We start from the raw sequence: 24,108 nt of genomic DNA on the forward strand, positions 1-24,108 counted from the left end.
CTGCCGATGATTATAGGCTGGATTATTTTTCATGAGACAAGAACGCTTTTGGAAAAAGAAGTGACCGCAGGCAACATGAGCATGCTGGAGCAGAGCAAAGAAATCCTCGACAGCAGAATGGAGGAAATTAATGTTATCGTGCAGCAGCTCGCTTCGGATACCCGGATCGCCCGGCTCCTTTCCGTTCGGGACCCTTTTGCGGGCACGAACACTTTTCAAATACTGGACACCCATAAAAACCTGTACAATTATGCTTTGTCCAACAGCTTCATGACCGACTACTTTGTCTTCTTCCGAAACAGCGAGCTGGTATTGACCCCGGGAGGAACGTACCGATTTCAGGAGTTTTACGACCATGTCCTCTCTTACGACCGCTACGGCTATGACGAATGGCGCAGGATGATGCTCGGCAAATTTCACAATCGAGACTATCTCCCCGCCGAAGACGTTCAGGTTAGAGGCATGTCACGGAAAGCGATAACCTACGTGCAGTCGCTCGGTTATCCCGGAAATCCGCAAGGAGAGGTCGTCGTACTGATCGACGGCAAAGAAATCGAAAAGCTGTTCAAAGGGCTCGACAGCTCGGAAGGGGAGGCATTCATCGTTGATGAACAAGGACGAATCGTCAGTTCATTATCTCCGCACTCTTCTTTTTTGCCGATTGACGCAAGCAAGCTTGAAGGGGCACGGGGGGTCGTCGAACAGGCCGCAGGCTCAACGGATATGACGATCACCTATATCAAATCGTCTAATAATGGATGGACTTATCTTGTCACGCAGCCGACCCGTATTTTTTTGAAAAAGGTATTGTATATCCAGAAAATAACGTTTACGGCGACGTTTATTTTTCTTTTATTGGGGACGCTGGCCGCATATATACTGGCTTACAAGAACAGCAAGCCGATTAGAAACATTTTGAATCTCATCCTGGAAAGGTCGGGTGCGGGACATAACCGCCGCGATGCCTATCGTTTCATCGGAGAAACCGTCACCGGCTTGATCGACAACAATCTGAAGCTGAAAGCGGAGATCGATAAGCAGATTCCTCTGCTTCGGGCGGCAAGCCTTCAACGGCTTTTGAACGGCGGCTTCTTGTCCGTAGAGGAGGCCAAAGCGATGCTTGAGCACGTAGGAATCAAGCTTGATGATCGGTCGTTTGTTGTCTCGCTATTATATGTTAAACCGAGTGTAAGCGATTATAACGATCATTCGCTTGATGAACTGGATATTTGGAGAGTGCTGACCAAACAAATCGTAGAGGATGCCGCTTTGGACGAAGCGCTTTGTTTCAATACCAACGAGGACCACTTCGCGATCTTGTTCATTTGCCGCAGCTCTGAGAACAATTTCCGAGAGAGGGTGGAGAAGAAAACCGAGACGATCGCCGCGCTGTTCCGCGACCGGTTGAATAGGTCTCCCATCAACGGCTTGGGCGGACTTGCCGAAAGCTTGACGGGAATATCCCGTTCTTTCGAACAGGCCAAACAGGCGCTCAACTACCTTGTCTGGCAAAACCGCGAAGGGTTTATCTGGTTCGACCAGCTCCCGGGTGATAATGGCAGCTATTATTATCCGCTGGATATGGAGATACGTCTGATGAACCTGGCCAAAGCCGGCGACGAAGCCGAAGCGATGCGGCTGCTTGAAGAAATGCGGAAGGAAAATTTCGAGAACCGGAAGCTTTCCTATGCCATTGCGCAGCTGTTCTTGTACGAAATGTGGGGGAGCGTCTTGAAGCTTCTGCCGCAGCTTGAACTCAGCCATGACGGCGTGCTTCGCAGCATGAACCGGATCGGGGAGGATGTTGTATCGTTCGAGGAGCTCGAAAGCAACTATGGTTCCATTACACTTGCTTACAGGTGGATTTGCGGCACCGTGAACGAATATAAGAAGAGCCAGAATGGCAAGCTTCTGGAAAAGATCGTTGCGTTGCTGAACGAATCCTATATGCATGACGATCTGTGTCTGGAGGCGGCGGCTGACCGGCTTCGCATCTCGAAGGTCTACTTGTCGCAGTTTTTCAAGGAACAAACGGGGGTGAACTTTTCCGATTATTTGGAAAACTTGAGAATGGAGCGAGCCAAATCTCTTCTGCTCCAGACGAATCTGGCTGTCGGTGAGATCGCCTATCGGGTGGGATACAGCTCCTCCAACACGTTTTGCCGGGCGTTCAAGCGGATTAACGGGGTCAGTGCCACCGCTTTCAAGCAGTCGCAAGGGCTGCAGTTCATCAATTCTTAATTCAGGCACATTTGCTTTGGAAATGCACATCGTATTTCTTAAGTTTTGCACATCTTGTAATCGCTTTCAAATTTACAGAACATTCATCTCTTTATAACCTTGAATCATGCTTCTCGAAAGGGGAGCAAACGGCGGTGACGAAAGCTAACGTAACGAATGGAAAAATGAACAGAAAGGAGGGGCAAAAAATTGGAAACGGCTTCAGCAACTGACGTTCGTTCGGAGGCGGGATCGAAGCGAAGCGCAATACCGATAGGGAGAAGAATGGGCAGATGCTGGCAGCTTTATGTCCTGCTTGCGCTGCCGGTCGTTTACATTCTGTTGTTCAAATACTATCCGATGTACGGGGCGCAAATCGCTCTTAAAAATTATGTGGCCTCGAACGGCATTACCGGCAGCGAATGGGTAGGTCTCAAACATTTTATCCGGTTTTATCATTCCTATGAATTCGGGAAGCTGATTAAAAATACGCTGCTTATCAGCGTCTACAGTTTGCTTGCGGGAATTCCGTTTCCGATTATGCTTGCGCTGTCTATCAACTACGTTAAGAACAAGAAATTTAAGAAAACGACGCAAATGATAACGTATGCGCCGCACTTCATTTCCGTTGTCGTTATGGTCGGAATCATTCTCGAGATGCTAGATCCGAGGAACGGGCTGATCAATGTTATCATTCGCGGGCTTGGGCTTGAAACGGTAAATTTCATGGCGAAGCCGGAATATTTCAGCTCGATCTACGTATGGTCGGGAATTTGGCAAAATGTCGGATTTTCCTGCATCATTTATTTGGCGGCGCTGTCTGGCGTTGACCCGTCCTTGCACGAGGCGGCCGTTATGGATGGCGCGACCAAATTTCGCAGGATGCTTCATATTGATCTGCCGAGCATTATCCCCGTGATGGTCATTCTGCTCATTCTTAATACCGGTAACATTCTGGACTTGGGCTTCGAAAAGGTGCTCCTGATGCAAAACCCGCTGAATTTGAGGACATCGGAGGTTATCGACACCTATGTATACAAAGTCGGCTTGGCATCGGCGGCCATGAACTATTCCTATTCGACAGCAATCAATTTATTCAAATCGGTAGTCGGCCTTATTCTTCTGGTCGCCGTCAATCAGCTCGCCAAGAAAGCAAAGCAAGAGAGTTTATGGTGAAGGAGGAGCTGGCTTTGGAGCATTCAACCATAAAAGAAACGACGGCCGATCGATGGTTTAATGGGATGAATTATCTGGTGTTAACCGTATTTCTCCTTTTGGTGCTATATCCGCTTGTCTATATTGTCAGCGCTTCCTTCAGCGAGCCAAGCGCAGTCCTATCCGGGAAAGTATGGCTGTATCCGGTGAATCCGACGCTTGAAGGGTATATGGCGGTATTCCAGCATAAGCTCATCTGGAGCTCATTCCGCAACTCCATATTTTACACAGTGGCCGGAATGATTCTTAATGTTGCCATGACCGTAGCGGCGGCTTATCCGCTTTCACGAAAAGATTTGTACGGAAAAAACGTCGTCATGTTTTTATTCGTCTTTACAACGATGTTCTCGGGCGGCCTTATCCCTTCCTATCTGCTTGTCAAGGGTTTGGGGATGCTCAATACCGTATGGGCGATCATTCTTCCGGGAGCGATGGGTGTATTTCATGTTATTATCGCCAGGACCTATTTCAAGACGACGATTCCCGATGAATTGCTCGAGGCTGCGCAATTGGACGGCTGCAACGATTTCCGCTTTGTGCTGAAAATCGTCATTCCGCTGTCAGGACCTATTATCGCCGTCATTGCGCTCTATTCCGCCGTAGGATATTGGAATCAATATTTCAACGCGCTTATTTACTTGAAAGATCAGGAGCTATTTCCGCTTCAGCTTATACTGCGGGACATTCTCGTTCAGAACGAAGTGGATTCAAGCATGCTGACGGATTTGAAGGAAGAAGCCAAGCGCGAAGGGGTGCGGGAGCTTCTGAAATATTCCTTGATCGTTATTTCTTCATTGCCGATGCTGGCCGTCTACCCGTTCGTACAGAAATATTTTATCCAAGGCGTCATGATCGGCTCACTGAAAGGATGATTAAACAGTTGAAATGGGGGCTGGAAATGAACAAAGCACTGATGGCATGTTTAGGCTTGTTTCTCCTCACGCTTACCGTATTAGCGGGCTGTTCCGGCAACAAGCAGGAGCAAGAACCGGCCGAGACGGATACGATAGACTCCTTGTCTGTAAGTCCGGCCGGACAATTCCCGATCGTGAACGAAAAAATTACACTGAAAGTGTTGGTTAAAGGCAGCGCTTTCGTGGAGGATTTCGCAACGAATGAATACACGAAGTTTTTGGAAGAGAAGACGAATATTCATATCGAATGGGATGTGGCGCCTGAGAAGTCCGCTGTGGAAAAGCTGAATCTTGTGCTGGGAAGCGGAGATTTACCGGATGTCATTATGGGCTTCAGCATTTCGCCGACGCAGCAGCTGATTTACGGAGGACAGGGCAATTTCATTGCTCTGAACGATCTGATCGAAGAGTATGGGACCGAGACGAAAAAATTGTTTGAGCAGTTTCCTAAAGTGAAGGACGAAATTACTGCTCCAGGCGGAAATATTTATGCGCTCCCGCAAGTGAACGATTGCTATCATTGCTCCATGGCGCAAAAAACGTGGATTTATAAGCCATGGCTGGATAAGCTTGGTCTTGCGATGCCTACAACGACGGATGAAATGTATGAAGTGTTGAAAGCGTTTAAAACACAAGATCCGAACGGAAACGGCAAAGCCGACGAAATTCCATTGGCCGGAGCGTCTGTCGGCCCTTCGGTTAATATCGATTCATTCCTGATGAATGCCTTTACGCTTAATCCAGGCGATAAAAAGCTGTATATGAACGACGGGAAAGTAGATGTATCGTTCAATAAACCCGAATGGAAGGATGGTCTCGCTTATTTACACAAGCTGTATGCGGAAGGGTTAATCGCGCCGGAATCGTTCACGCAGGACCGGAATCAGGTTAAGCAAATGGGCGAAAATCCGGACATTCCAATACTCGGAGTAGCAACGGCCATGCATAACGGGGCATTCACCGATTTCAACGGTGAAAGCGGAAGATGGCTCGATTTTGTCGCAGTGCCGCCATTGAAAGGACCGAAAGGGCTGCAGATCACGCCATTCCGTTCCAGTGTTACTCAAGGGCAATACATTATTACAAGCGCCAACAAGTATCCGGAAGCCGCTTTCCGTTTGGCTGACCTGATGTACGATCAGGAAATGACGCTTCGCAATACCGTTGGGCGTCCTGGCATGGAATGGGACTGGGCGGAATCGGGAGAAGTCGGCATCAATGGAATGCAGGCCATTTGGAAGGAACTCGATTCAGATCTGCCTACGGTGCAGAATGTCAAATGGTCGCAAGTCGGACCGTCGCTTCGGACGAACGATTTCCGGTTAGGGATGATGGCCGATCCGGACAATCCGTTGGAAGTGATTCTTTATAATGAAACAAAGAACAAATATGAGCCGTTTCGGCAAAAACAGGAATCCGTGCTTCCGGAGTTGTTCTTTACAAACGAGCAGGCGGCCGAGCTTGCGGACCTGGACAAAACGATTACCGACTTCGTAAAAGAAATGACCGCCAGGTTCATCATCGGCGATGCCAATCTGGAGAAGGAATGGGAGACATACCTGGAAAACCTGGAGTCCATGAATCTGCCGCGGTACTTGGAAATTTATCAGAGCGCCTATGACGCCAAATATAAGGAATAAGCGAAGGGAGAAGGATGAAATGGATCAAACGCATACCCTGCAGTTGAAGGAGCAAAGAATGGGCTGGTGGAGGGAAGCGAAGTTCGGGATGTTCATCCATTGGGGATTATACGCCATCCCGGCGGGAAAATGGAAGGGCCGGGCGATTCCGGGAATCGGCGAGTGGATCATGAAGCGTGCGCAAATTCCCGCCGGTGAATACGCTATGCTGGCGCGGGAATTCAATCCGGTAGCGTTTGACGCCAAGGCATGGGTGGACGCTGCGGTGAATGCCGGCATGAAATATATCGTGATCACGGCCAAGCATCACGACGGGTTTGCGATGTATCGCTCCAAAGCGTCCGATTACAATATCACCCATGCTTCTCCGTTCCGGCGCGATCCGATGAAGGAGCTTGCCGAGCAGTGTGCGAAAGCGGGGCTCAAGCTGTGCTTCTACTATTCGCAGACCCAAGATTGGTATGAGAAGGACGCCGTCGGCAACGACTGGGATTTTCCCGAACCGAGCGATGAAGATTTTCAGAGCTATTTGGACCGGAAGGTGAAGCCGCAGCTGCAAGAGCTGCTGACCGGGTACGGGCCGATAGGACTGATCTGGTTCGATACTCCGAGGTCGATTACCGAGGCGCAAAGCAGGGAGTTGGCCGATTTCGTTCATAAGCTGCAGCCGGACTGCATCGTCAATGGTAGAGTTGGTAATGGCTTAGGCGATTACCTCTGCCTTGGCGATAATGAAACGCCGGCAACGGCGCTGGCGGCCGATTGGGAAACATGCGCTACGTTGAATCATACCTGGGGATACAAAACGGACGACCAATCGTGGAAGTCGCCCGAAACCCTGATCAGGCTGCTGAGCGATATTGTAGGGAAAGGCGGAACCTATCTGCTTAATGTCGGACCGACAGCGGAGGGCGTTATTCCGCAGCCGAGCGTAAACGTGCTGAGCGAGGTGGGCGAATGGCTGAAGGTTAACGCAGAGGCGATTTACGGCACACAGGCCAATCCGTTCGCAACGGAGTTCGATTGGGGGACGATAACGACCAGGCCCGGCAAAGTGTACGTTCACCTGTTCGAGCGGCCGAAGGAAACCTTGGCCTTGCACGGGCTCAAAAACCGTGTTCGCAAGGCTCATATGCTGGCCGATCCGCAAAGCGAGCTGGAGTTCGAGCAAACCTATGACGAGAGCACGGATACCCATGCGTTGCGCGTTTCGCTTCCCAAACAGATACCGGTGTCAGCGGTAACCGTCTTGGCGCTGGATATTGACGGCGCTGCCGAAGCGGACAATACGCTCGCCCAGCAGGCGGACGGCCATGTGATGCTGGAGGCGCACCGGTCTGTCATTCACGGCGGCGAAGCCGGAGCGAAAGCATGCTTGTCGAAGGCTGGCGTTCTCACGGACTGGTCGGATGAGAACGAATGGTTGAGCTGGGAGTTCAAGGTGACGAACCCCGGGACATTCCATCTCCGCATTCGATCATTAGCTGAAAAAGCCAGGGATGCGATGGGTGAAACGATCGGCCGCTGGGAGGGCGGACATCGTCTGCAGGCGGAGGTCGCCGGCCAGCAGCTCGAGTTCGACATCGTCGAGCATTCACGGGTGCAAAACGCGAGATCGGCCTATTTCCACCGCATTCACACCGAATGCGGCAGCGTATCGATCGATCGTCCCGGAACATACACATTCAAGTTGAAAGCTATTAAGCTGAATTATGAACAGCAGCTCGGATTAAAGCTGGTATCCGTTGATCTGCTGCTTAATTAAATTTTGCGATTAGGGGCGGCCTGCCGGTCGTCTCTTTCTTGTTTGATTGATTCGCAAGCCTTCAATCACTAATTGACTTATAAATTAATTTGTCTTACAATTAACTTTAAGAGAAACGACGATACCTATTTCACTTGAAAGGGGCAGCTAATCATGAGCGTTTTAAGAAAATCGCCTGATGGAATTTTAGGCTTTCCTGTAGCACCTATGAATCATCAAGGCAACCTTGATTTGAAAGCGCTTCAAACCAATGTTCAGTTTCTAATCGATGAAGGATTAAGCGCCATATTTATCGGATGCGGTTCCGGAGAATTTCACGCATTAGACCATAGCGAATACAAAGCGATGGTTGAAACGGCCGTAACCGTTGCCGGAGGGAAAGTGCCGGTGTACACCGGAGTCGGAGGCAACATCAGACATGCGGTGGAGCTTGCCGAGCTGTCGGCGAAACTCGGAGTCGATGGATATTTGATTTTGCCCCCGTATTTGATTGAACCGGAGCAAGAAGGATTGTACGAATACATAAAGACCATTGTTACGAGTACGGAGCTGAACGCTATCGTTTATCAGCGAGACAATTGCATTGTAACCGTGGAAACGCTTCAGCGCCTTGTGGAATTTCCGCAGGTTGTAGGCCTCAAAGACGGACATGGCAATATGGAACTGAACATGGAGATGACCCAAACAATCGGAGACCGGCTCAGCTGGTTAAATGGTATGCCGATGGCTGAAGTGACGATGCCGGCTTATGTCAACTTAGGTTTTCAGGCCTATTCTTCGGCTATTTCCAACTATATCCCGCATATTTCCGCGCTTTTCTATCATGCGCTGCTGAATCAGAACAAAGAATTGCTAAGCGAGCTGTATCGTTATGTCATCTTGCCGATCAACCGGATTCGCAAACAGAGAAAAGGCTATGCGGTCGCATTGATTAAAGCGGGGATGGAGATTGTCGGGCTTCCTGTAGGCACCAAGACACGCGTGCCGGTTATCGAAGTGGAGAAAGAGCATTACAACATGCTCGAAGCCATTCTGAACGATACATTCGAACGGTTCCCGAAAGGAAAACAAGTAAATTCCGTTACCGGTTAGGAGGAACAAGGAGCTATGGCTGAAGTCTGTACTTATTTGAATTATATAAACGGGCAGTGGACAGCTTCGTCGACAGGCGAGGTCGAGGCAAGCATCAACCCTGCAAATAAACACGAGATCATTGGTTATGTGCAAAAATCGGCTCTGCCCGATTTGAATCAGGCCGTATCCAGCGCGAAAGCAATGCAAAAGAAATGGAAAAAGCTGTCTGGCAACGAGCGCGGGAATTATTTGCTCAAAGCGGCTTCCATCCTGGAAAGCAGATTGGATGAAATCGCCGAAACGATGACGAGAGAAATGGGGAAAACGCTCCCTGAAGCCAAAGGCGAAACGGCAAGAGGCGTCGCCATATTGCGGTATTATGCGGGTGAAGGGCTACGCTCGATCGGCGATGTCATTCCATCCACGGACAGTGAGGCGCTCATGTTTACGACGCGGGTTCCTCTGGGCGTCATCGGCGTGATTACGCCATGGAACTTCCCTGTCGCGATTCCGATTTGGAAAATGGCTCCGGCTTTGATTTACGGGAATACCGTAGTGATTAAACCGGCAACGGAGACTGCAGTCACGTGCGCCAAGATCATCGAATGTCTGGCCGAAGCCGGATTGCCGGCCGGAGTCGTTAACCTGGTGACGGGAGCCGGATCCGTTATCGGGCAAGGCTTGGCCGATCACCCGGATGTAAACGGCATCACCTTTACCGGCTCGAACGAGGTTGGCAAACGAATCGGGCAAGCAGCTCTTGCCCGCGGCGCAAAGTATCAGCTCGAAATGGGCGGGAAAAACCCGGTCATCGTCGCGAACGACGCCGATCTTAATGTTGCGGTTGAGGCTACGTTAAGCGGCGGCTTGCGATCGACCGGGCAGAAATGTACGGCAACAAGCAGAGTGATCGTGCAAAGCGGTGTATACGATGCTTTTAAGGAAAAGCTTCTTCAAAAGGTAAAAGAGATTACGGTCGGAGACGGAATGAAAGACGGCATTTGGATGGGGCCTTGCGCAAACGAAGGCCAGCTGAGAACCGTACTCTCCTATATTGAAAAAGGAATTCAAGAAGGCGGCACGCTGCTTTACGGCGGCAGGCAGCCTCAAGGCTTGGGCAACGGATTTTTTGTCGAGCCGACGGTTTTCGATAATGTAACGGGCAATATGACGATCGCGCAAGAGGAAATATTCGGGCCGGTTCTTGCTCTCATGAAGGTAGAGACGATCGAAGAGGCGCTGCAGCTGGCTAACGATGTGGTATTCGGTTTAAGCGCATCGATCTTTACAGCCAATATCGGCAATATGCTGACCTTTATCAATGAAATGGATGCCGGACTCGTCCGCATTAATGCGGAGAGCGCAGGGGTCGAGCTGCAGGCGCCGTTCGGCGGAATGAAGCAATCGAGTTCCCATTCGCGCGAGCAAGGGCGGGCGGCTATTGAGTTTTTCACATCCGTTAAAACCGTATTCGTCAAAGCTTAATCGGAGAATTCCATACAAGGAGAGGATTGTATGATTCAGGAACAGACTCAGAATCAATTAAATCACGCTCATGGAACGCCGGTCATTATTGAAATGCAGGTCATCCCTGTAGCGGGACACGACAGCATGTTATTTAATCTTAGCGGTGCGCATGCTCCATTCTTCACTCGCAATATTGTCATTCTAAAGGATAACGCGGGAAATACAGGCGTGGGCGAGGTGCCCGGCGGCGAGAACATTCGTCGAACGTTGGAGGATGCGAGCTCTCTCATAATCGGCCGATCTATAGGTCAGTACAACAACATTCTTACTTCGGTGCGCAAGCAGTTTGCGGATCTGGATGCTGGAGGACGAGGTCTGCAGACGTTCGATCTGCGCATTACGATTCATGCCGTTACGGCTCTGGAGGCGGCGCTCCTCGATCTCCTCGGCCAATTCCTCGGCGTTCCCGTTGCGGCGCTGCTCGGGGAAGGACAGCAGCGCGACAAGGTAGAGATGCTAGGTTATTTATTCTATATTGGAGATAGCAGCAAAACGGATATGCCGTACTTGACTGCGCCGGATGCCGAAGATGATTGGCTTCGGCTCCGTCATGAGGAAGCGGTTACGACTGACGCGATTGTCAGGCTTGCCGAAGCCGCGCATAAGCGCTATGGATTCAACGACTTTAAATTGAAAGGAGGCGTGCTTCGCGGGGAAGAGGAGATCGAAGCGGTTACCGCGCTTGCGGAACGGTTCCCGCAAGCAAGAATGACTTTGGACCCGAATGGGGCCTGGTCTTTAGCGGAAGCAGTTCGGCTTTGTCGCGACCGACACGATGTACTTGCTTACGCGGAAGATCCGTGCGGAGCGGAGAACGGCTACTCCGGCCGTGAGGCGATGGCGGAATTCCGGCGCGCGACGGGTCTGCCGACCGCTACAAACATGATTGCCACCGATTGGCGTCAAATGGGGCATGCCATACAATTGAATTCGGTGGATATTCCGCTCGCCGATCCTCACTTCTGGACGATGCAGGGCTCAGTCCGGGTAGCTCAGATGTGCCATGAATGGGGGCTTACATGGGGATCGCATTCGAACAATCATTTTGATATTTCACTCGCGATGTTCACCCATGTTGCTGCCGCGGCACCGGGCAAAATCACGGCGATCGATACGCATTGGATCTGGCAGGATGGGCAGCAGTTGACCAAAGAGCCGCTTCAGATTGCGGGAGGAATGGTGGATGTTCCGGACAAGCCGGGGCTAGGCGTCGAGCTCGATATGGAGCAAGTCGAGAAGGCGCATCAGCTGTATAAGGAGCACGGCCTCGGATCGCGCGATGACGCAATCGCGATGCAATACTATATTCCCAACTGGAAATTTGACAACAAAAGGCCATGCCTCGTACGATAGTTAAATTTGGACATTTTATGCTCTTAGTCCACTGCTTCCTTTCTACGGAACAGTGGACTTTTTTAGATTCGACCACGTTGTTATTTTAATTTAATTGTCTTACAATATGATAAATGGCTTCAGCCGCAAAGAGATGAGGGTGTTTATGGTTGAACATAAAGGAATCTTAGAAGTGGGATCGGTGAGACGGAATACATTGTCGAAGCAGGTAGTGGAGAGTATCGTCCAGCTGCTGCTTAGCGGACAGCTCAAGCCCGGAGACAAGCTGCCGTCCGAAATGGAGCTGATCGAAATGCTCGATGTGAGCCGGCCGGTTTTGCGCGAAGCGTTAAGCTCGCTCGAAACGTTGGAGATTATTACACGCAAGACCCGCGGCGGTACGTACTTCAACAACAAGATCGGCAGCAAGCCGTTCTCGGTGATGCTCGCGTTGTCGGTCGGCAACCTGCCGGCGATTATCGAAGCTAGAATGGCGCTAGAATTAGGTCTCGTGACGATGGCCGCCGAAAAAATAACGGATGAGCAGCTGGCGCGGTTAAAGGAAACGATCGATAAAATAGCGGCCAGCGTCGATAATAATTACGGGGAAGTGGATAAGGAATTTCATCTTATCATTGCCATGAGCGCGAACAATCCGATTATAGAGGGTATGATTGATCCTCTGTTGATGAGCCATGACCAGATGAACAGCCATATCAAATACCGTGAACGCGATGTGACGGTTCGATTCCATACGGATATTTATCATGCGCTCAGAAAACATGATCCTTATGAGGCATTTACTCATATGTACCGTCATCTAAGCTATGTCCGGGATAAGCTTCTGAAGCATCAAACCATGCGCGAAAGTTGAATTATTGTATCATGGTGAATGAAAAATGCCGGTCGAGCGCGTAATTGATGGCGCCTAAAGCTCCGCCGGTCTCAGCTAACACGGCAGTGTTGACCGCTATTCCGGCAGAAAGAGACGTCATAGACCGTTGGTACATTACTTTTGTAGCGGTTTGGACATAAGTTCTGCACAAGCCAGGTATTGCTCCTCCGAGAATGACGGCCTCCGGATTCAGTAAATTAACGAGATTGGCCAGCGCGATACCAAGGTAAGTAGCCGCATGATTTACAACGCGTATTGCCAATTCATCGCCTTCATCGGCAGCCCGGCAAATAAATTCCGCTTGAAGAAGCTGGAGGTCGTTCCCGGGATAGCCGCTGCTCAACAGACTTTCCTCCTGTCCGGCGCGAAGCAGTCTGCGGGTTTCCTGCTCGATTGCGGAAGCGGTAGCGTAGAGGTGCAAACATCCGTTATTGCCGCACGGACAAACAGGGCCAGCGGGTTCAACCGTAATATGTCCGAGCTCGCCCGCTCCTCCGAATGAGCCTGATACTAGTTTCCTGTCGTTAAATATACCGGCTGCAATACCTGAGCCAACCCCGACATAAATCATATGGTTGTATTCTCTTCCGGAGCCGAACCGGCATTCCGCCAGCCCGCGCGCACGGTGCCTGTTTATGGCCACAGTCGGCCAACCAAGCGCACTGCTGACCATTTCCTCAATGACCACGTTGGACCACCCCAAATCAGACGCGCTCCTTATCGTACCCCGTGTTGTATCGACAAGCCCCGGCACGCCAATACCGAACATGGGGATGACGTTAGTGTCAAACGTCTTAATAAAAGCTTTCGTCTGCTCGACCAGCTCATGAACCGCCGTCTCGGGACGGGAAGAGCTGACGGGTATTTTGGTTACCTGCAAAACATTGCCGAGCAGATCGAATACACCGAGTGTCCATACCTGATTGTCCAAATCGGCGCCTATGACGGCTTGGGATCCGGGGACAAGCTCGAGGGAAATGGCGGGCCGCCCTCCGGTGGAGGGGGTTTTTTCCGTTTCCTTCACAAGATTGCATGCAATCAACTCGGAAATCGTGGAGGAGATCGTAGCTCTGCTAAGTTCCGTCACTTTGGTCAAGTTAACCCGGGGCATGGCTCCATGCATGCGCAGTGCTTGGATAATGCTCGTTTTACTGCCCTTTTGGTCGCTTTTATTCATAATCATGGAGAGCATCACCGTCGCTGATCGTTAAATTAATAGGAATAAACAACTGCAATTATATTAAAAATCGGAACAAAGTTCAAGGATCGCGTCATAAAAACGGCACTATTTCTATAGCGAAATTTCGTCTCATTCGAAACTTAATTTATATCTTGACATAAGTTCGGGATCGAAGGTATGATTGCTTATAGATATGAAAGCGGTTACGGGGGGATACGATGAAAGCGACAATCGTTTTAGGCGGAAATATGTATGATGATTCCTCAATCGAGCATTTTTTAAAAGATGCGGCTGCCATTGGCTATGAAGGCGTTGAAATTCGGGGCGTCGGCGAATTGCAGGACGGCCGGATATCCAGGGAACGGGCGGAACAAATAAAAGGCTTGCTTGAAGGCTACCGCCTTGCGCCAACCAATCTCTCGTTGTTTGCAGGGAATTTCGCTTGCAATACAGAGGATGAAAATAAAGCCGAGCTGCAAAAATGGGAACGTTATCTTGATTTCGCGTCGACAATCGGCTGCGGAATGATGAGGCTGAATCCAGGTTTTCAGCATGCCGACGAGGTTTCCGAGGATGATTTTGCGAAGTCTGTGAAGTGGTTCCGGCAATGCGCCGATCTTGCCGCCGATAGGAATATACGAGCCGTCATCGAGATGCATCACGGGACCTTATGCGATTCTGCGGATTCGTCAGTTGCCTTTGTCGAAGCGGTTGAACGCAGCAATACGGGGCTGATCCTGGATCCCGTCAATCTCTATCAGGTGCCGGCCGATTACGGCGTTGAAACGATAAAACGGCTGAAGCCGTATCTGGTCAACGTTCATATTAAAGATATTGTGGGATTAAAAGGCGCCGGATACCCATGGGCTTTCGAGTACGGCGATTATGTGCCGCATATTGGGAGATACCATCGGGTGATACCTAAGAAGAACAAGACCGAGGAACGTTACTATTGCCACCGGCTCATCAATCAGGGAGGCATCGATTGGTACGAAGTGTTCAGGGGGCTGAAGCAAATCGGATACGGCGGCTATCTTACCGTTGAAAGCGTAAGCAAGCCGGGTTCCGAGCTTCCCGTACATGGCGAGCTGGCGCAGCAATGCTATAACGACGTGCAGCATTTGTTGAATATAACGGAAAGCTCGGATGTAAGTGTTTAAAAAACATTTAGGGGGAGTTGACGGGACTGTGGAGAAACCGGAAAAACCATTTTCTTATTCGTTATTTGTAAAGCATTGGAAGGAAAAGTCGGCTGAGGAGCTGGCCTTCTTCCTAAGCGGTCTCGGCTTTGACGGCATCGAGCTTCCCGTTCGAGAGGGGTTTCAGGTTGAGCCTGAGACCGTCGGGAAATCGCTGCCGGCATTCGCCGTGAAGCTCGGCGAGCAAGGACTCAGCATATTCAGCGTTGCAGCTTCGACCGATGAACCGGTTTTCGCCGCATGTGCCGAGTCCGGGGTGCCGCTCATCCGGATTATGGTCAATATCGATCGGGACGGTTATAAAGCGACGGAAGAACGGACCCGGCGGAAGCTGGATCAGCTTGTCCCCCTCTGCGAAAAGTACGGCGTAAAGATCGCCTTCCAGCAGCATTACGGAAATTATATCGTCGACTCCAACGGCATTATGCGGATCGTGGATAACTTCAGCCCACACCATATCGGCGTTGTATGGGATGCGGCGCATGATGCGTTCGCGGGGCAGCAGCCCGAATACGGGTTGGACATCGTTTGGTCCCATCTGGCCATGGTCAATTTGAAAAACGGTTATTTTACCCGCAGCAACGGACCCGAGGCGGAAACCGCCGAATGGAAGCGCCATTATACGACCGGCCGTCACGGTATGGCCCACTGGCCCAGAATTGCCGACTATGTGAAGCAGCGCGGCTATTCCGGCGTTGTATGCCTGACCGCCGAATATACGGATTTGGCGGGTAAAGACCGGTACATCACTGAAGATCTTGCTTATGCGAAATCGCTCTTTAAGTAAAGGGAGGTGAAGCGCCATGGCCATGCAAAGCGAAGTGCAAATAGACGGTCTGGCAAAACCAACTGCACGGAGCCGATGGAAGCAGGTCATGTACGGGCTCAAACGGGATAAATATCTGTATCTTTTAATCGCTCCCGGTCTTTTGTTTTTTCTGTTATTCAAATATGTGCCAATGTGGGGAATCGTCATTGCCTTTCAAAATTATTCGCCATATATGGGCATAACGGAAAGTCCATGGGTTGGTTTTGAGCATTTTATCCGTTTTTTTTCGAATCAGGATTTTTACTTGCTGTTTCGCAATACGATGGCCATCAGCTTGCTCAAGCTGCTGTTCTTTTTCCCTTTGCCGATTTTGCTTTCTCTTTTACTGAACGAACTGCGCAGTGCGGTTTACAAAAAATGGATCCAATCCATTGTTTATATGCCGCACTTTCTTTCCTGGGTGATCATCGCGGGTATCACATTCTTGCTGTTGTCGCAGTCTTCGGGGATTGTTAACAAAATGCTGGTCAGTTTAGGGTATGCCAAGTATGACTTCTTAACCAACGAAAACAATTTCTGGATCATGCTTGTCATTCAAAACATTTGGAAGGAGACCGGCTGGGGGACGATCATCTTCCTTGCCGCTATCGCCGGCGTGGATCCGCAGCTCTACGAAGCGGCTAAGATGGACGGGGCTAACCGGCTGCGCCAGGCTTGGCATATCACGCTGCCCGCGATCCGAAGCGTCATTGTCATTCTGTTCATCTTGAGGCTGGGCGATATTATGGACGTCGGATTCGAGCAAGTGTTTTTAATGATGAACGGAGCGGTGTCCAATGTTGCGGATGTATTTGAAACCTACGTTTACCGTGTCGGTATTCAGCAGGGCCAGTTCAGCTTCAGTACCGCGGTCGGACTGTTCAAATCCGTTGTTGGATTGATTCTGGTTATTCTGGCCAACAAAGTGGCTAAACGCTTTGGCGAAGAAGGCGTCTATTAATCGCGAACGATCAGAAACGGGGTGAACAGAATGAAACGGAGCATAAGCGGCCGCCTATTTGATGCGGCGAATATAACGGTACTGGCGCTTGTAGGGATCCTTACGCTTTTCCCGCTGTATTACGTCGTCGTCGTATCTTTTACTGATCCGGCGGAGTACATAAGGAAGCAAGGCTATGTCTTGTTTCCGCAAAGCTGGACGTTTGATTCCTATAACTATTTGCTGTCTACGTCGGCCTTTAAGAACGCTACGCTGATCAGCGCGTTTCTGGCCATTGTCGGAACGGCTTTGAGCCTGGTAGTGACCTCGGCATTCTCCTACGGTTTATCTCGCAAGCGATTGCAAGGCAGAAGATTCATGATGCTGCTCATTCTTATTACGATTTTGTTTGGTCCAGGATTGATCCCGCCTTATCTGCTTGTTCGCGATCTGGGACTGATCAACAGCGTATGGTCCCTGATTCTGCCGGTGCTGACAAGCGGGTGGTATGTCATTCTGATGAAGAGCTTCTTCGACAGTATTCCGGTTGAATTGGAGGAATCCGCCGTTATCGACGGTTCGACCGACATCGGCGTTTTCTTCCGGATCGTCCTTCCGTTATCGCTTCCCGCACTGGCCGCATTTGGATTATTTTATGCGGTGGGCTACTGGAACACCTTTTTTAACGCTGTTCTTTACATTAACGATTATACGAAGTGGCCGCTTCAGCTTGTGCTGCGCAATATGCTGATCGACTCTTCCACCCAGGCGGGAGGAACGGCTGCAGCGGAAATGATGGCGGAACAAAATATCCCTACCGAAACTTTAAAAATGGCTGCGGTCGTCATCGCGACGTTCCCGATCCTGTGTGTTTATCCGTTCCTGCAAAAGCATTTTGCCAAAGGCGTCATGCTGGGTTCGGTGAAAGGATAATCATAGAATAATTCGAGGAGGGTTAGCATGAAAGAAAAAGAGAGGTTTATGAAACGCAAAGCGGTACGCCCATCTTTCGTATTTGTCTTGGCGGTATCCATCTTGTCGGGCTGCTCGGGCAATTCGGCGCCAGGCACGTCCACGAGCACGAACACGGGAGCAACCGGTACCTCAGCTCAGGAGAAGCCGACGGAAATTAGTATTTTCACCGAATTCAGCACGTCTGAGCCGCCGGCCGCCGACAATCCGGTTACGAAGGAATTCGAGAAACGGACGAATACGAAGCTGAATATTACCTGGGCATCACCGAATGGTTGGGAAGAGAAGCAGAATGTATTGCTCGCTTCGGGTGACATGCCCGATCTGATGAAGATCAAGGACATGAAGCAAACGCAGGCGATTACGATGATCAAGCAAGGCGCTTTTTGGGATTTGGGTCCATATTTGAAAGACTATGAGAATTTATCGGCATATCCGCAAGAAATTATGGACCGTGTGAAGGTGGATGGCAAACAGTATATACTGCCGTCGGTACGTCCGCTTCACGGAAGCAGCTTTTTTAATATCCGCCAAGATTGGCTGGATAACCTGGGCCTCAAGATGCCGCGTACGATGGATGAGTTTTATGCCGCTGCGAAAGCGTTCGTGGAGCAAGACCCGGACAAGAACGGCCAGGCGGACACGTACGGATATAACGGCAAGGACTGGGGGAAAGTAATCGGAATTTTCAATCATAGCAACGGGAAATGGAAAGAGGTCGACGGCAAGCTGGTGGATACCGATCTGGAACCGGGAACAAGAGAAGGTCTCCTTTACCTGAATAAGATGTACACGGAAAAAATAATCCCCGAAGACTTTGCCGTGATGAAGACGACGGACTTTGAAAACATGGCGAAAGCGGGTAAAGCCGGCGTTCAAATGGATACGACGGAAGGCGTCTTCCGCTCAACCGAAGGGGCGCGCAAGCTTGACCCGAAAGCGGATTTCGTGGCGATGACTTATCTGGAAAGCGCGGCCGGCAAAATGGTTCATACAGGCTCCGGATTTGCCGGACTATACTTGATCCCGAAAAAAGTCCCTGAAGAGAAGATGAAGAAAATTCTCGCTTTGATGGACTACGGCGCATCCGAGGAGGGCTTTGAATTGGCCTGTTACGGACTGGAAGGCGTCCACTTCACGGTCGCGGACGGCTTCAAAACAGCTACGGAGCAAGCGGTTAAAGAAAGCGTATCGCAAAGCTCGTTCGGCAAAATTTTCACGAGATACGATCAATATCTCTGGGCTTACCGCGTAGGCATGCCGAAGGATATGTTCGAACGGAACAAGAATATTGTAGACGAGCGTGCCAATTACGGAATATCCGACGTATCGATAGGATTGCTATCCGAAACCGATTTGCTGATGGGGCCTGATTTTAATAAGAAGATTGAAGATATGAAAATTAAAGTGATTATGGGCAAAGAACCGATTGAATCGTGGGATGCCCTTGTGGAGACGCTTAAGGCCGACGCCAACTATATGAAGATTATCGAAGAATTCAATCAAGCCTATCAGGACAGAAAGAATGCCGCAAGCTAACTGAATAGCGAAAAGGAGTCGAGAGGTCTATGCCGCAAAAACTGCGACTCGCCGTTGTCGGATTGGGGCGCGTGTCGAAGTCCCATCTTCCGGCGGTACGAGAATTAGCCGATAAAATGGAGCTGGTTGCGCTCGTAACGCGCGATGAAGGCAAGCTGAGGCAGGAAGCCGAACAGTGGGAAGGGGTAAAAACGTATACTTCCTATGACGATGCGGTCCATGATCCGGATATCGATGCTTTCCTGCTGCTGCTGCCTCATCATCTTCACGCGGAATATTCGATTAATGCGCTTCGCGCCGGCAAGCATGTCCTGGTTGAAAAGCCTATGGCCATGAATGTGCGGGAAGCGGAGCAAATGGTTTCAGCAGCTGGGGAGAAGGGCGCAACGCTGATGATCGGTCAAAGCCGTCGTTTCTTCAGCCCTGTCATCGAGTCCATCAAAAGGGTCAGAGCGAAAGAAATCGGCGATCTGATCAATATCAATGCGCTGCTGCTCGCTTACATGGATAAGCCGGCAACCGACTGGTGGAAGGACGATTCGAAAATCGGCGGATTTATTATACCGCTCTGGGGCAGCCATATTTTAGATTATATCCTATGGGCCTACGATAAATTGCCGCTTTCGGTTTATGCGCAAGGGCATTCCAACAATCCGAACTGGAGCGGGGAGGATGAGGTCGCCATTTCGCTGAATTTCGGCGAAGGTCAGATGGCTAACGTGCTTATGTCGTTTAATGCGGGCACCCGGCCGGCGGATGCGGAAGGTTTGACAGGCAAACGGATATGGTCGACGCAGAACAGCATTTACGAACGATATGTGATCGGGACGAACGGAATTATCCAGCTGAAGGATGAATACGAACTGCTGGTTAACGGTGAAAAGCAGGATGAGTGCGATAGAACAAACGCCAACTTCACTCGTCAGCTGGAAGAATTCGCGGACGCGATCCGTGAAGGACGGGAACCTCTCGCTTCGGGACAGGAAATCATTCGCGTGATGAAAGTGATAGACGCCTGTTTCGAATCGATCCGCACGCATCAAGTTGTAACGATATAGATCCGGTGTAAAAACACCTTATAAGGGGAGGATCATATGAAGATGAAAGCATTGGTGCTGTCTCCGGCATCGCGTTTGAGAGAGGTTTGCTCCGACAAATGCCGGGCACTGTTGAATGAACATTTCGATGTTACCTGGAATGAAACGAGTAGAGATTACACGAAGGAGGAGCTGGCGGAACTGGTAAGCGACGTCGAAGTTATGATTACGAGCTGGGGATCGCCGTCTCTTACGGATGACGTTTTGTCGAAAGCGAACAAGCTCCGCGCGGTCGGGCATGCTGCCGGATCGGTGAAGAATCTCGTGCCGAAGCAAATTTTCTCCCGCGGTGTGAGGGTCTTTTCCGCAGCTCCCCGCATTGCTTTAAGCGTGGGGGAATACTGCCTTGCCGCGCTGCTTGCCTCTTTGCGCTATTTGCCGGTGCTGGACGCATCCTTGCGGGCCGGTCAATGGAGAGAGCTCGGTCTGAAAGGAAGAGAGCTTACCGGCAGTACGATCGGAATCATTTCAGCCAGTTCCACGGCCCGCGCTTTCATTAAATTGCTCGCGCCATTTCAAGTGAACGTGCTTATTTACGATCCGTACTTGACGGAGGAAGCCGCGGCCGGCCTTAACGCCAGAAGGGCATCGCTTGAAGAGGTGATGAGCTGCCCGATTATTTCCGTACACGCGCCGAAGCTGCCCGCAACGGAAAGAATGTTAAGCCGCGAATTATTGGCGCTTATTCCCGACGGCGCAGTCTTTATTAACTCTTCGCGCGGTTCGGTTGTGGATGAACAAGCGTTTATGGAGCAGCTTCAAAGCGGACGTTTTTTTGCCGCACTCGATGTATTTGAGAAGGAACCGCTCGCAGCGGACAGTCCGATCCGTTCCCTGCCGAATGTGCTCCTTACGCCGCATATCGCCGGAGCATCGGTTCAAGGTCATCTCTCGTTGATGGAAGAAGTGGTAAAGGATATGATACAAGGCTTAAATCAGGAAAATTCGGCTTACGAAGTAAACGAGCGAATGTGGGAAGTTATGGCTTAGGAGCAATAAACGATATAACCTTTGATAGCGCCGAAAGGAGAACGCAGATGGTAAGGAAAATGTCCGTGCCGCCTATGGAACTGGTGGATGATGACGGTCCTGGAACGCAAATGTGCGCAGTCATGGACGCGATTGGCGAAATAAGCGTCAAGCGGGCTTTGATTCCGGAGCCAAAAGATGGAGAAGTGCGGGTTAAGGTCAAATGGGTCGGGATTTGCGGCAGCGACGTTGAAGTATTCCGCGGCGCGCGCGAACCTGAGTTTATTACATACCCTACGCGGCTTGGACATGAAGTAGCCGGCGTCATCGATAAAGTCGGATCTAATGTGATCGGCGTTAAAGTAGGGGATCATGTCGCATTAAGATATGTTTGGGGCGCATTTGCCGAATATGTATGCTGCAGTCCTTTTTCCGCAAAAGTGCTGCCGAAAGATCTTCCGCTCATCGAAGGCTCTTTAATTGAAGTGCTTCCGGGCATCCTTCATGCCGCAGAACTTGCAGACATCTCACCTAATAAGAATGTTCTAATTACCGGACAAGGGGTCAGCGGTCTGGTCATGACTCAAGTGGTTAATCTGTTTAGTCCGCGAAATTTAGCGGTTACGGATCTGTTTGACGAGAAGCTTGCACTGGCCCGGAAATACGGGGCCACCCATACTTACAAGATGCCTCACGAGCATGCCAATACGATGGATATTGCAGGGGCGGATTTTCCGGACGGCTTCGACGTGGTCATTCCTTGTCTATTGGAAGGAGCCGGTATGGTGGACGCCATCCATGCCGCCGCCCAGAACGGCCGCATCGTCATGTATGGCTGCATCGGAACCTGTCATAAGCCTGTCGACTTCTTCAAGGTTCATAAGAAGAGGCTCGATATTTTTTCGACGGAGCCGAAACGGGATATCGACAATCGGCGTTACTTCGACGAAGGGCTCAGACTTGTGCTGGACGGATTGGTAAATACGGAGGAAATGATTACTCACGTTGTTCCGTTAGCGGAAGTAGCCCGGGCGTTCCAATTGAGGAACGAGCATAAAGGCGACACGATTCATGTCATGATTGATTGCGAAGTTACCTAACTGCCGAATAACTTCTTGAATTCTGGAGGAACGATACCTATGAAGATTCAGGAATTGACGCCAACCGATTTGGAAGGGCTCTGGACGAAGATTGAAAATAAGGTCAACCGCATGATGGAACAGATCGGGGACAAGATTCCCCATGTGGCCAAAGCCGACGGTGTTTATGATCATACCCGCAGCGATGCCTGGACATCCGGATTTTGGCCGGGGATCTTGTGGCTGATGCACGATGTGACCGGCAAGGAGCATTATAAGACCGCCGCATGGGATTGGGACAGAAGGATAGAGGAAAACTTCATCCGGGCATCCAATCTTCATCATGATGTGGGGTTCCAATTTTTACCGACAGCCGTGATCAAATATAAACTGACGGGAGATGCTGATGCGCGCAGAATCGGATTGGAAGCCGCTAACTTTCTGGCCGGCCGCTTTAACCTGGCCGGCAAATTCATTCGCGCCTGGAACAATGGCGTCCGAGCGTGGCATGAAGGTAATACAGGATGGTCCATTATCGATTGTATGATGAATCTTCCTTTATTGATGTGGGCTTCGGAAGAGCTGGACGATCCGAGATTCAGTCACATCGCCCTTGCCCATGCGGAGATGGCGCTTACGAACTTTATACGTGAGGACGGCTCGGTACGGCATATTTGCTGCTTTAATCCGATAACGGGGGAGTTCTCGCATGAATTGGGCGGACAGGGCTTTGCTCCGGGATCGGCCTGGAGCCGAGGAACGGCTTGGGCTCTCTACGGTTTCTCGACCATGTACCGACTCACCGGACATGCACGTTTTCTGGATGCCTCCAAGCGTGTCGCCGACTTCTTTCTGGCGAGTGTGGAAGTGGACCTGATTCCCCTTTGGGATTTCCGGGTGGATGACAGGGGCAAGGCGCCGCGGGATTCTTCGGCAGCGGCCATAGCTGCATCCGGTTTGATCGATCTTTCCAAGCATGTACCGGAATCCGATTCCAGTCTGTATCTAGGGGCGGCGAAACGCATCATGCAATCGTTGACGCAGCATTACGCAACGTGGGAACAGCCTGGGCATGAGGCCATTTTGCTCCATGGTACGGGAAATCTGCCTCAAGGCCAGAATATCGATGTATCGTTAATTTACGGAGACTATTATTATGTGGAAGCCGCTGCTAAATTGAAAGGCTGGGGCAACGCTATCTTTTAATCTGTAGTATTGCTGACAGGCTATATCAAAGACTTGACTAAAGAATCAAGAACTTGGCTTTGACACAATAATCCCGCAATCGAATTTACGATTTGCGGGATTATTGTGTGGTCCATAAGAGCTTAAACCGATTATTATACATATGTACAAAATACGAGTTTTGTGAAAAAGTATTGAGGAGCAGACGAGATTGACTTTATTCGGGTTTCACCGGTTTTATTTTCGATCAATCTCATTTCGTGCGGTAATATCGTAAAATGCACAATCAATTCGTCCAGTTCCCAATTTCGTTTCATAAGCATCCCCTTCCCAGATCATCTTGGGTAATACCGATGTAAGCTAGCGTGATACGAGGTGACGAATGGTTAAGCAACCTTTGTATTATCGTAATATCCACACTTTGTTGAAAAGCATGATACCCAAATGTCTTTCGGAGCGTGTGTGTACCTATTGTTTTTTGCAAGCGAAAAATGCTTAAACTTGCTGCGAAAAATGCCAAGTCCACTCGCCAGTTGAATTGTCACTGCGGTATACGTT

19 protein-coding genes and 1 pseudogene are annotated in these 24,108 nt (G+C 50.2%); 18 read left to right on the top strand and 2 right to left on the bottom strand.

Annotated features, from left to right (window positions below; genetic code table 11):
- Window positions 1-48: 48 nt before the first annotated feature.
- The 9 genes from IDH41_RS15750 (at window position 49) to IDH41_RS15790 (ending at window position 12,561) form a co-directional block, all read left to right on the top strand.
- Window positions 49-2,241 carry a helix-turn-helix domain-containing protein gene (locus tag IDH41_RS15750; RefSeq protein WP_190862640.1) on the top strand — a complete coding sequence of 731 codons (2,193 nt, stop codon included), beginning with the start codon at window positions 49-51 and terminating at the stop codon, window positions 2,239-2,241.
- 264 nt (window positions 2,242-2,505) lie between these two features.
- A complete protein-coding gene (locus IDH41_RS15755; RefSeq protein WP_190862683.1) occupies window positions 2,506-3,396 on the top strand; it encodes an ABC transporter permease in 891 nt (296 codons plus the stop codon).
- A 14-nt stretch (window positions 3,397-3,410) separates the two neighbouring features.
- Window positions 3,411-4,307, top strand: a complete 897-nt coding sequence (locus tag IDH41_RS15760; protein ID WP_223829761.1) for a carbohydrate ABC transporter permease — start codon at window positions 3,411-3,413, stop codon at window positions 4,305-4,307.
- Window positions 4,308-4,348: 41 nt separating this feature from the next.
- Window positions 4,349-5,989 (top strand): ABC transporter substrate-binding protein, encoded by a 1,641-nt coding sequence (locus IDH41_RS15765; RefSeq protein WP_317890758.1) that lies wholly within the window; start codon window positions 4,349-4,351, stop codon window positions 5,987-5,989.
- Window positions 5,990-6,008: 19 nt separating this feature from the next.
- Entirely contained in the window at window positions 6,009-7,754 is a 1,746-nt protein-coding gene (locus tag IDH41_RS15770; protein ID WP_190862645.1) for an alpha-L-fucosidase, read from the top strand.
- A 153-nt stretch (window positions 7,755-7,907) separates the two neighbouring features.
- On the top strand, window positions 7,908-8,846 hold the full coding sequence (kdgD, locus tag IDH41_RS15775; RefSeq protein WP_190862647.1) for a 5-dehydro-4-deoxyglucarate dehydratase: 939 nt from the start codon (window positions 7,908-7,910) through the stop codon (window positions 8,844-8,846).
- Between the two features lie 15 nt (window positions 8,847-8,861).
- Complete coding sequence (gene gucD / locus IDH41_RS15780) at window positions 8,862-10,313, top strand: alpha-ketoglutaric semialdehyde dehydrogenase GucD (RefSeq protein WP_190862648.1); 1,452 nt, start codon at window positions 8,862-8,864, stop codon at window positions 10,311-10,313.
- Between the two features lie 30 nt (window positions 10,314-10,343).
- Window positions 10,344-11,708 carry a glucarate dehydratase gene (gudD, locus tag IDH41_RS15785; protein ID WP_190862649.1) on the top strand — a complete coding sequence of 455 codons (1,365 nt, stop codon included), beginning with the start codon at window positions 10,344-10,346 and terminating at the stop codon, window positions 11,706-11,708.
- 145 nt (window positions 11,709-11,853) lie between these two features.
- Complete coding sequence (locus tag IDH41_RS15790; protein WP_190862650.1) at window positions 11,854-12,561, top strand: FadR/GntR family transcriptional regulator; 708 nt, start codon at window positions 11,854-11,856, stop codon at window positions 12,559-12,561.
- A gap of 1 nt (window position 12,562) precedes the next feature.
- Here the strand turns inward: IDH41_RS15790 and IDH41_RS15795 are convergent, their stop codons facing one another.
- Window positions 12,563-13,765: an ROK family protein gene (locus tag IDH41_RS15795; RefSeq protein ID WP_190862651.1), complete on the bottom strand. Its 1,203-nt coding sequence runs from the start codon at window positions 13,763-13,765 to the stop codon at window positions 12,563-12,565.
- A 245-nt stretch (window positions 13,766-14,010) separates the two neighbouring features.
- On the opposite strand from IDH41_RS15795, the gene IDH41_RS32150 reads away from it, so the two are divergent.
- Genes IDH41_RS32150 through IDH41_RS15840 form a run of 9 tightly spaced genes read left to right on the top strand, consistent with a single transcriptional unit; the run spans window position 14,011 to window position 23,571 of the window.
- Window positions 14,011-14,922, top strand: coding sequence for a sugar phosphate isomerase/epimerase family protein (locus tag IDH41_RS32150; RefSeq protein WP_223829775.1), 912 nt, complete (start codon window positions 14,011-14,013; stop codon window positions 14,920-14,922).
- A gap of 28 nt (window positions 14,923-14,950) precedes the next feature.
- On the top strand, window positions 14,951-15,748 hold the full coding sequence (locus IDH41_RS15805) for a sugar phosphate isomerase/epimerase family protein (protein WP_190862653.1): 798 nt from the start codon (window positions 14,951-14,953) through the stop codon (window positions 15,746-15,748).
- 16 nt (window positions 15,749-15,764) lie between these two features.
- Window positions 15,765-16,730, top strand: a complete 966-nt coding sequence (locus IDH41_RS15810; RefSeq protein WP_223829762.1) for an ABC transporter permease — start codon at window positions 15,765-15,767, stop codon at window positions 16,728-16,730.
- Window positions 16,731-16,760: 30 nt separating this feature from the next.
- Entirely contained in the window at window positions 16,761-17,642 is an 882-nt protein-coding gene (locus IDH41_RS15815; RefSeq protein WP_190862655.1) for a carbohydrate ABC transporter permease, read from the top strand.
- 27 nt (window positions 17,643-17,669) lie between these two features.
- On the top strand, window positions 17,670-19,220 hold the full coding sequence (locus tag IDH41_RS15820; RefSeq protein ID WP_223829763.1) for an extracellular solute-binding protein: 1,551 nt from the start codon (window positions 17,670-17,672) through the stop codon (window positions 19,218-19,220).
- A 29-nt stretch (window positions 19,221-19,249) separates the two neighbouring features.
- Window positions 19,250-20,278 carry a Gfo/Idh/MocA family protein gene (locus IDH41_RS15825; protein ID WP_190862657.1) on the top strand — a complete coding sequence of 343 codons (1,029 nt, stop codon included), beginning with the start codon at window positions 19,250-19,252 and terminating at the stop codon, window positions 20,276-20,278.
- A 42-nt stretch (window positions 20,279-20,320) separates the two neighbouring features.
- Window positions 20,321-21,307, top strand: a complete 987-nt coding sequence (locus IDH41_RS15830) for a hydroxyacid dehydrogenase (RefSeq protein WP_190862659.1) — start codon at window positions 20,321-20,323, stop codon at window positions 21,305-21,307.
- Window positions 21,308-21,354: 47 nt separating this feature from the next.
- Entirely contained in the window at window positions 21,355-22,386 is a 1,032-nt protein-coding gene (locus tag IDH41_RS15835) for a zinc-dependent alcohol dehydrogenase (protein WP_190862661.1), read from the top strand.
- A gap of 39 nt (window positions 22,387-22,425) precedes the next feature.
- On the top strand, window positions 22,426-23,571 hold the full coding sequence (locus IDH41_RS15840) for a glycoside hydrolase family 88 protein (RefSeq protein WP_190862663.1): 1,146 nt from the start codon (window positions 22,426-22,428) through the stop codon (window positions 23,569-23,571).
- Between the two features lie 292 nt (window positions 23,572-23,863).
- Here IDH41_RS15840 and IDH41_RS15845 read toward each other — a convergent pair.
- A pseudogene (locus IDH41_RS15845) lies at window positions 23,864-24,022 on the bottom strand (tyrosine-type recombinase/integrase); the annotation flags it as partial.
- Window positions 24,023-24,108 lie beyond the last annotated feature (86 nt).

The sequence above is a fragment of the Paenibacillus arenilitoris genome (assembly GCF_014705655.1).
Classification (GTDB): Bacteria; Bacillota; Bacilli; order Paenibacillales; family Paenibacillaceae; genus Pristimantibacillus; species Pristimantibacillus arenilitoris.

Coding starts and splice junctions, on each gene's coding strand:
- IDH41_RS15755 (WP_190862683.1), top strand. CDS start 2,506: ATGGGCAGATGCTGGCAGCTTTATGTCCTGCTTGCGCTGCCGGTCGTT.
- IDH41_RS15765 (WP_317890758.1), top strand. CDS start 4,349: ATGGCATGTTTAGGCTTGTTTCTCCTCACGCTTACCGTATTAGCGGGC.
- IDH41_RS15770 (WP_190862645.1), top strand. CDS start 6,009: ATGGATCAAACGCATACCCTGCAGTTGAAGGAGCAAAGAATGGGCTGG.
- kdgD (WP_190862647.1), top strand. CDS start 7,908: ATGAGCGTTTTAAGAAAATCGCCTGATGGAATTTTAGGCTTTCCTGTA.
- gucD (WP_190862648.1), top strand. CDS start 8,862: ATGGCTGAAGTCTGTACTTATTTGAATTATATAAACGGGCAGTGGACA.
- gudD (WP_190862649.1), top strand. CDS start 10,344: ATGATTCAGGAACAGACTCAGAATCAATTAAATCACGCTCATGGAACG.
- IDH41_RS15790 (WP_190862650.1), top strand. CDS start 11,854: ATGGTTGAACATAAAGGAATCTTAGAAGTGGGATCGGTGAGACGGAAT.
- IDH41_RS15795 (WP_190862651.1), bottom strand. CDS start 13,765: ATGATTATGAATAAAAGCGACCAAAAGGGCAGTAAAACGAGCATTATC.
- IDH41_RS32150 (WP_223829775.1), top strand. CDS start 14,011: ATGTATGATGATTCCTCAATCGAGCATTTTTTAAAAGATGCGGCTGCC.
- IDH41_RS15810 (WP_223829762.1), top strand. CDS start 15,765: ATGGCCATGCAAAGCGAAGTGCAAATAGACGGTCTGGCAAAACCAACT.
- IDH41_RS15815 (WP_190862655.1), top strand. CDS start 16,761: ATGAAACGGAGCATAAGCGGCCGCCTATTTGATGCGGCGAATATAACG.
- IDH41_RS15820 (WP_223829763.1), top strand. CDS start 17,670: ATGAAAGAAAAAGAGAGGTTTATGAAACGCAAAGCGGTACGCCCATCT.
- IDH41_RS15825 (WP_190862657.1), top strand. CDS start 19,250: ATGCCGCAAAAACTGCGACTCGCCGTTGTCGGATTGGGGCGCGTGTCG.
- IDH41_RS15830 (WP_190862659.1), top strand. CDS start 20,321: ATGAAAGCATTGGTGCTGTCTCCGGCATCGCGTTTGAGAGAGGTTTGC.
- IDH41_RS15835 (WP_190862661.1), top strand. CDS start 21,355: ATGGTAAGGAAAATGTCCGTGCCGCCTATGGAACTGGTGGATGATGAC.
- IDH41_RS15840 (WP_190862663.1), top strand. CDS start 22,426: ATGAAGATTCAGGAATTGACGCCAACCGATTTGGAAGGGCTCTGGACG.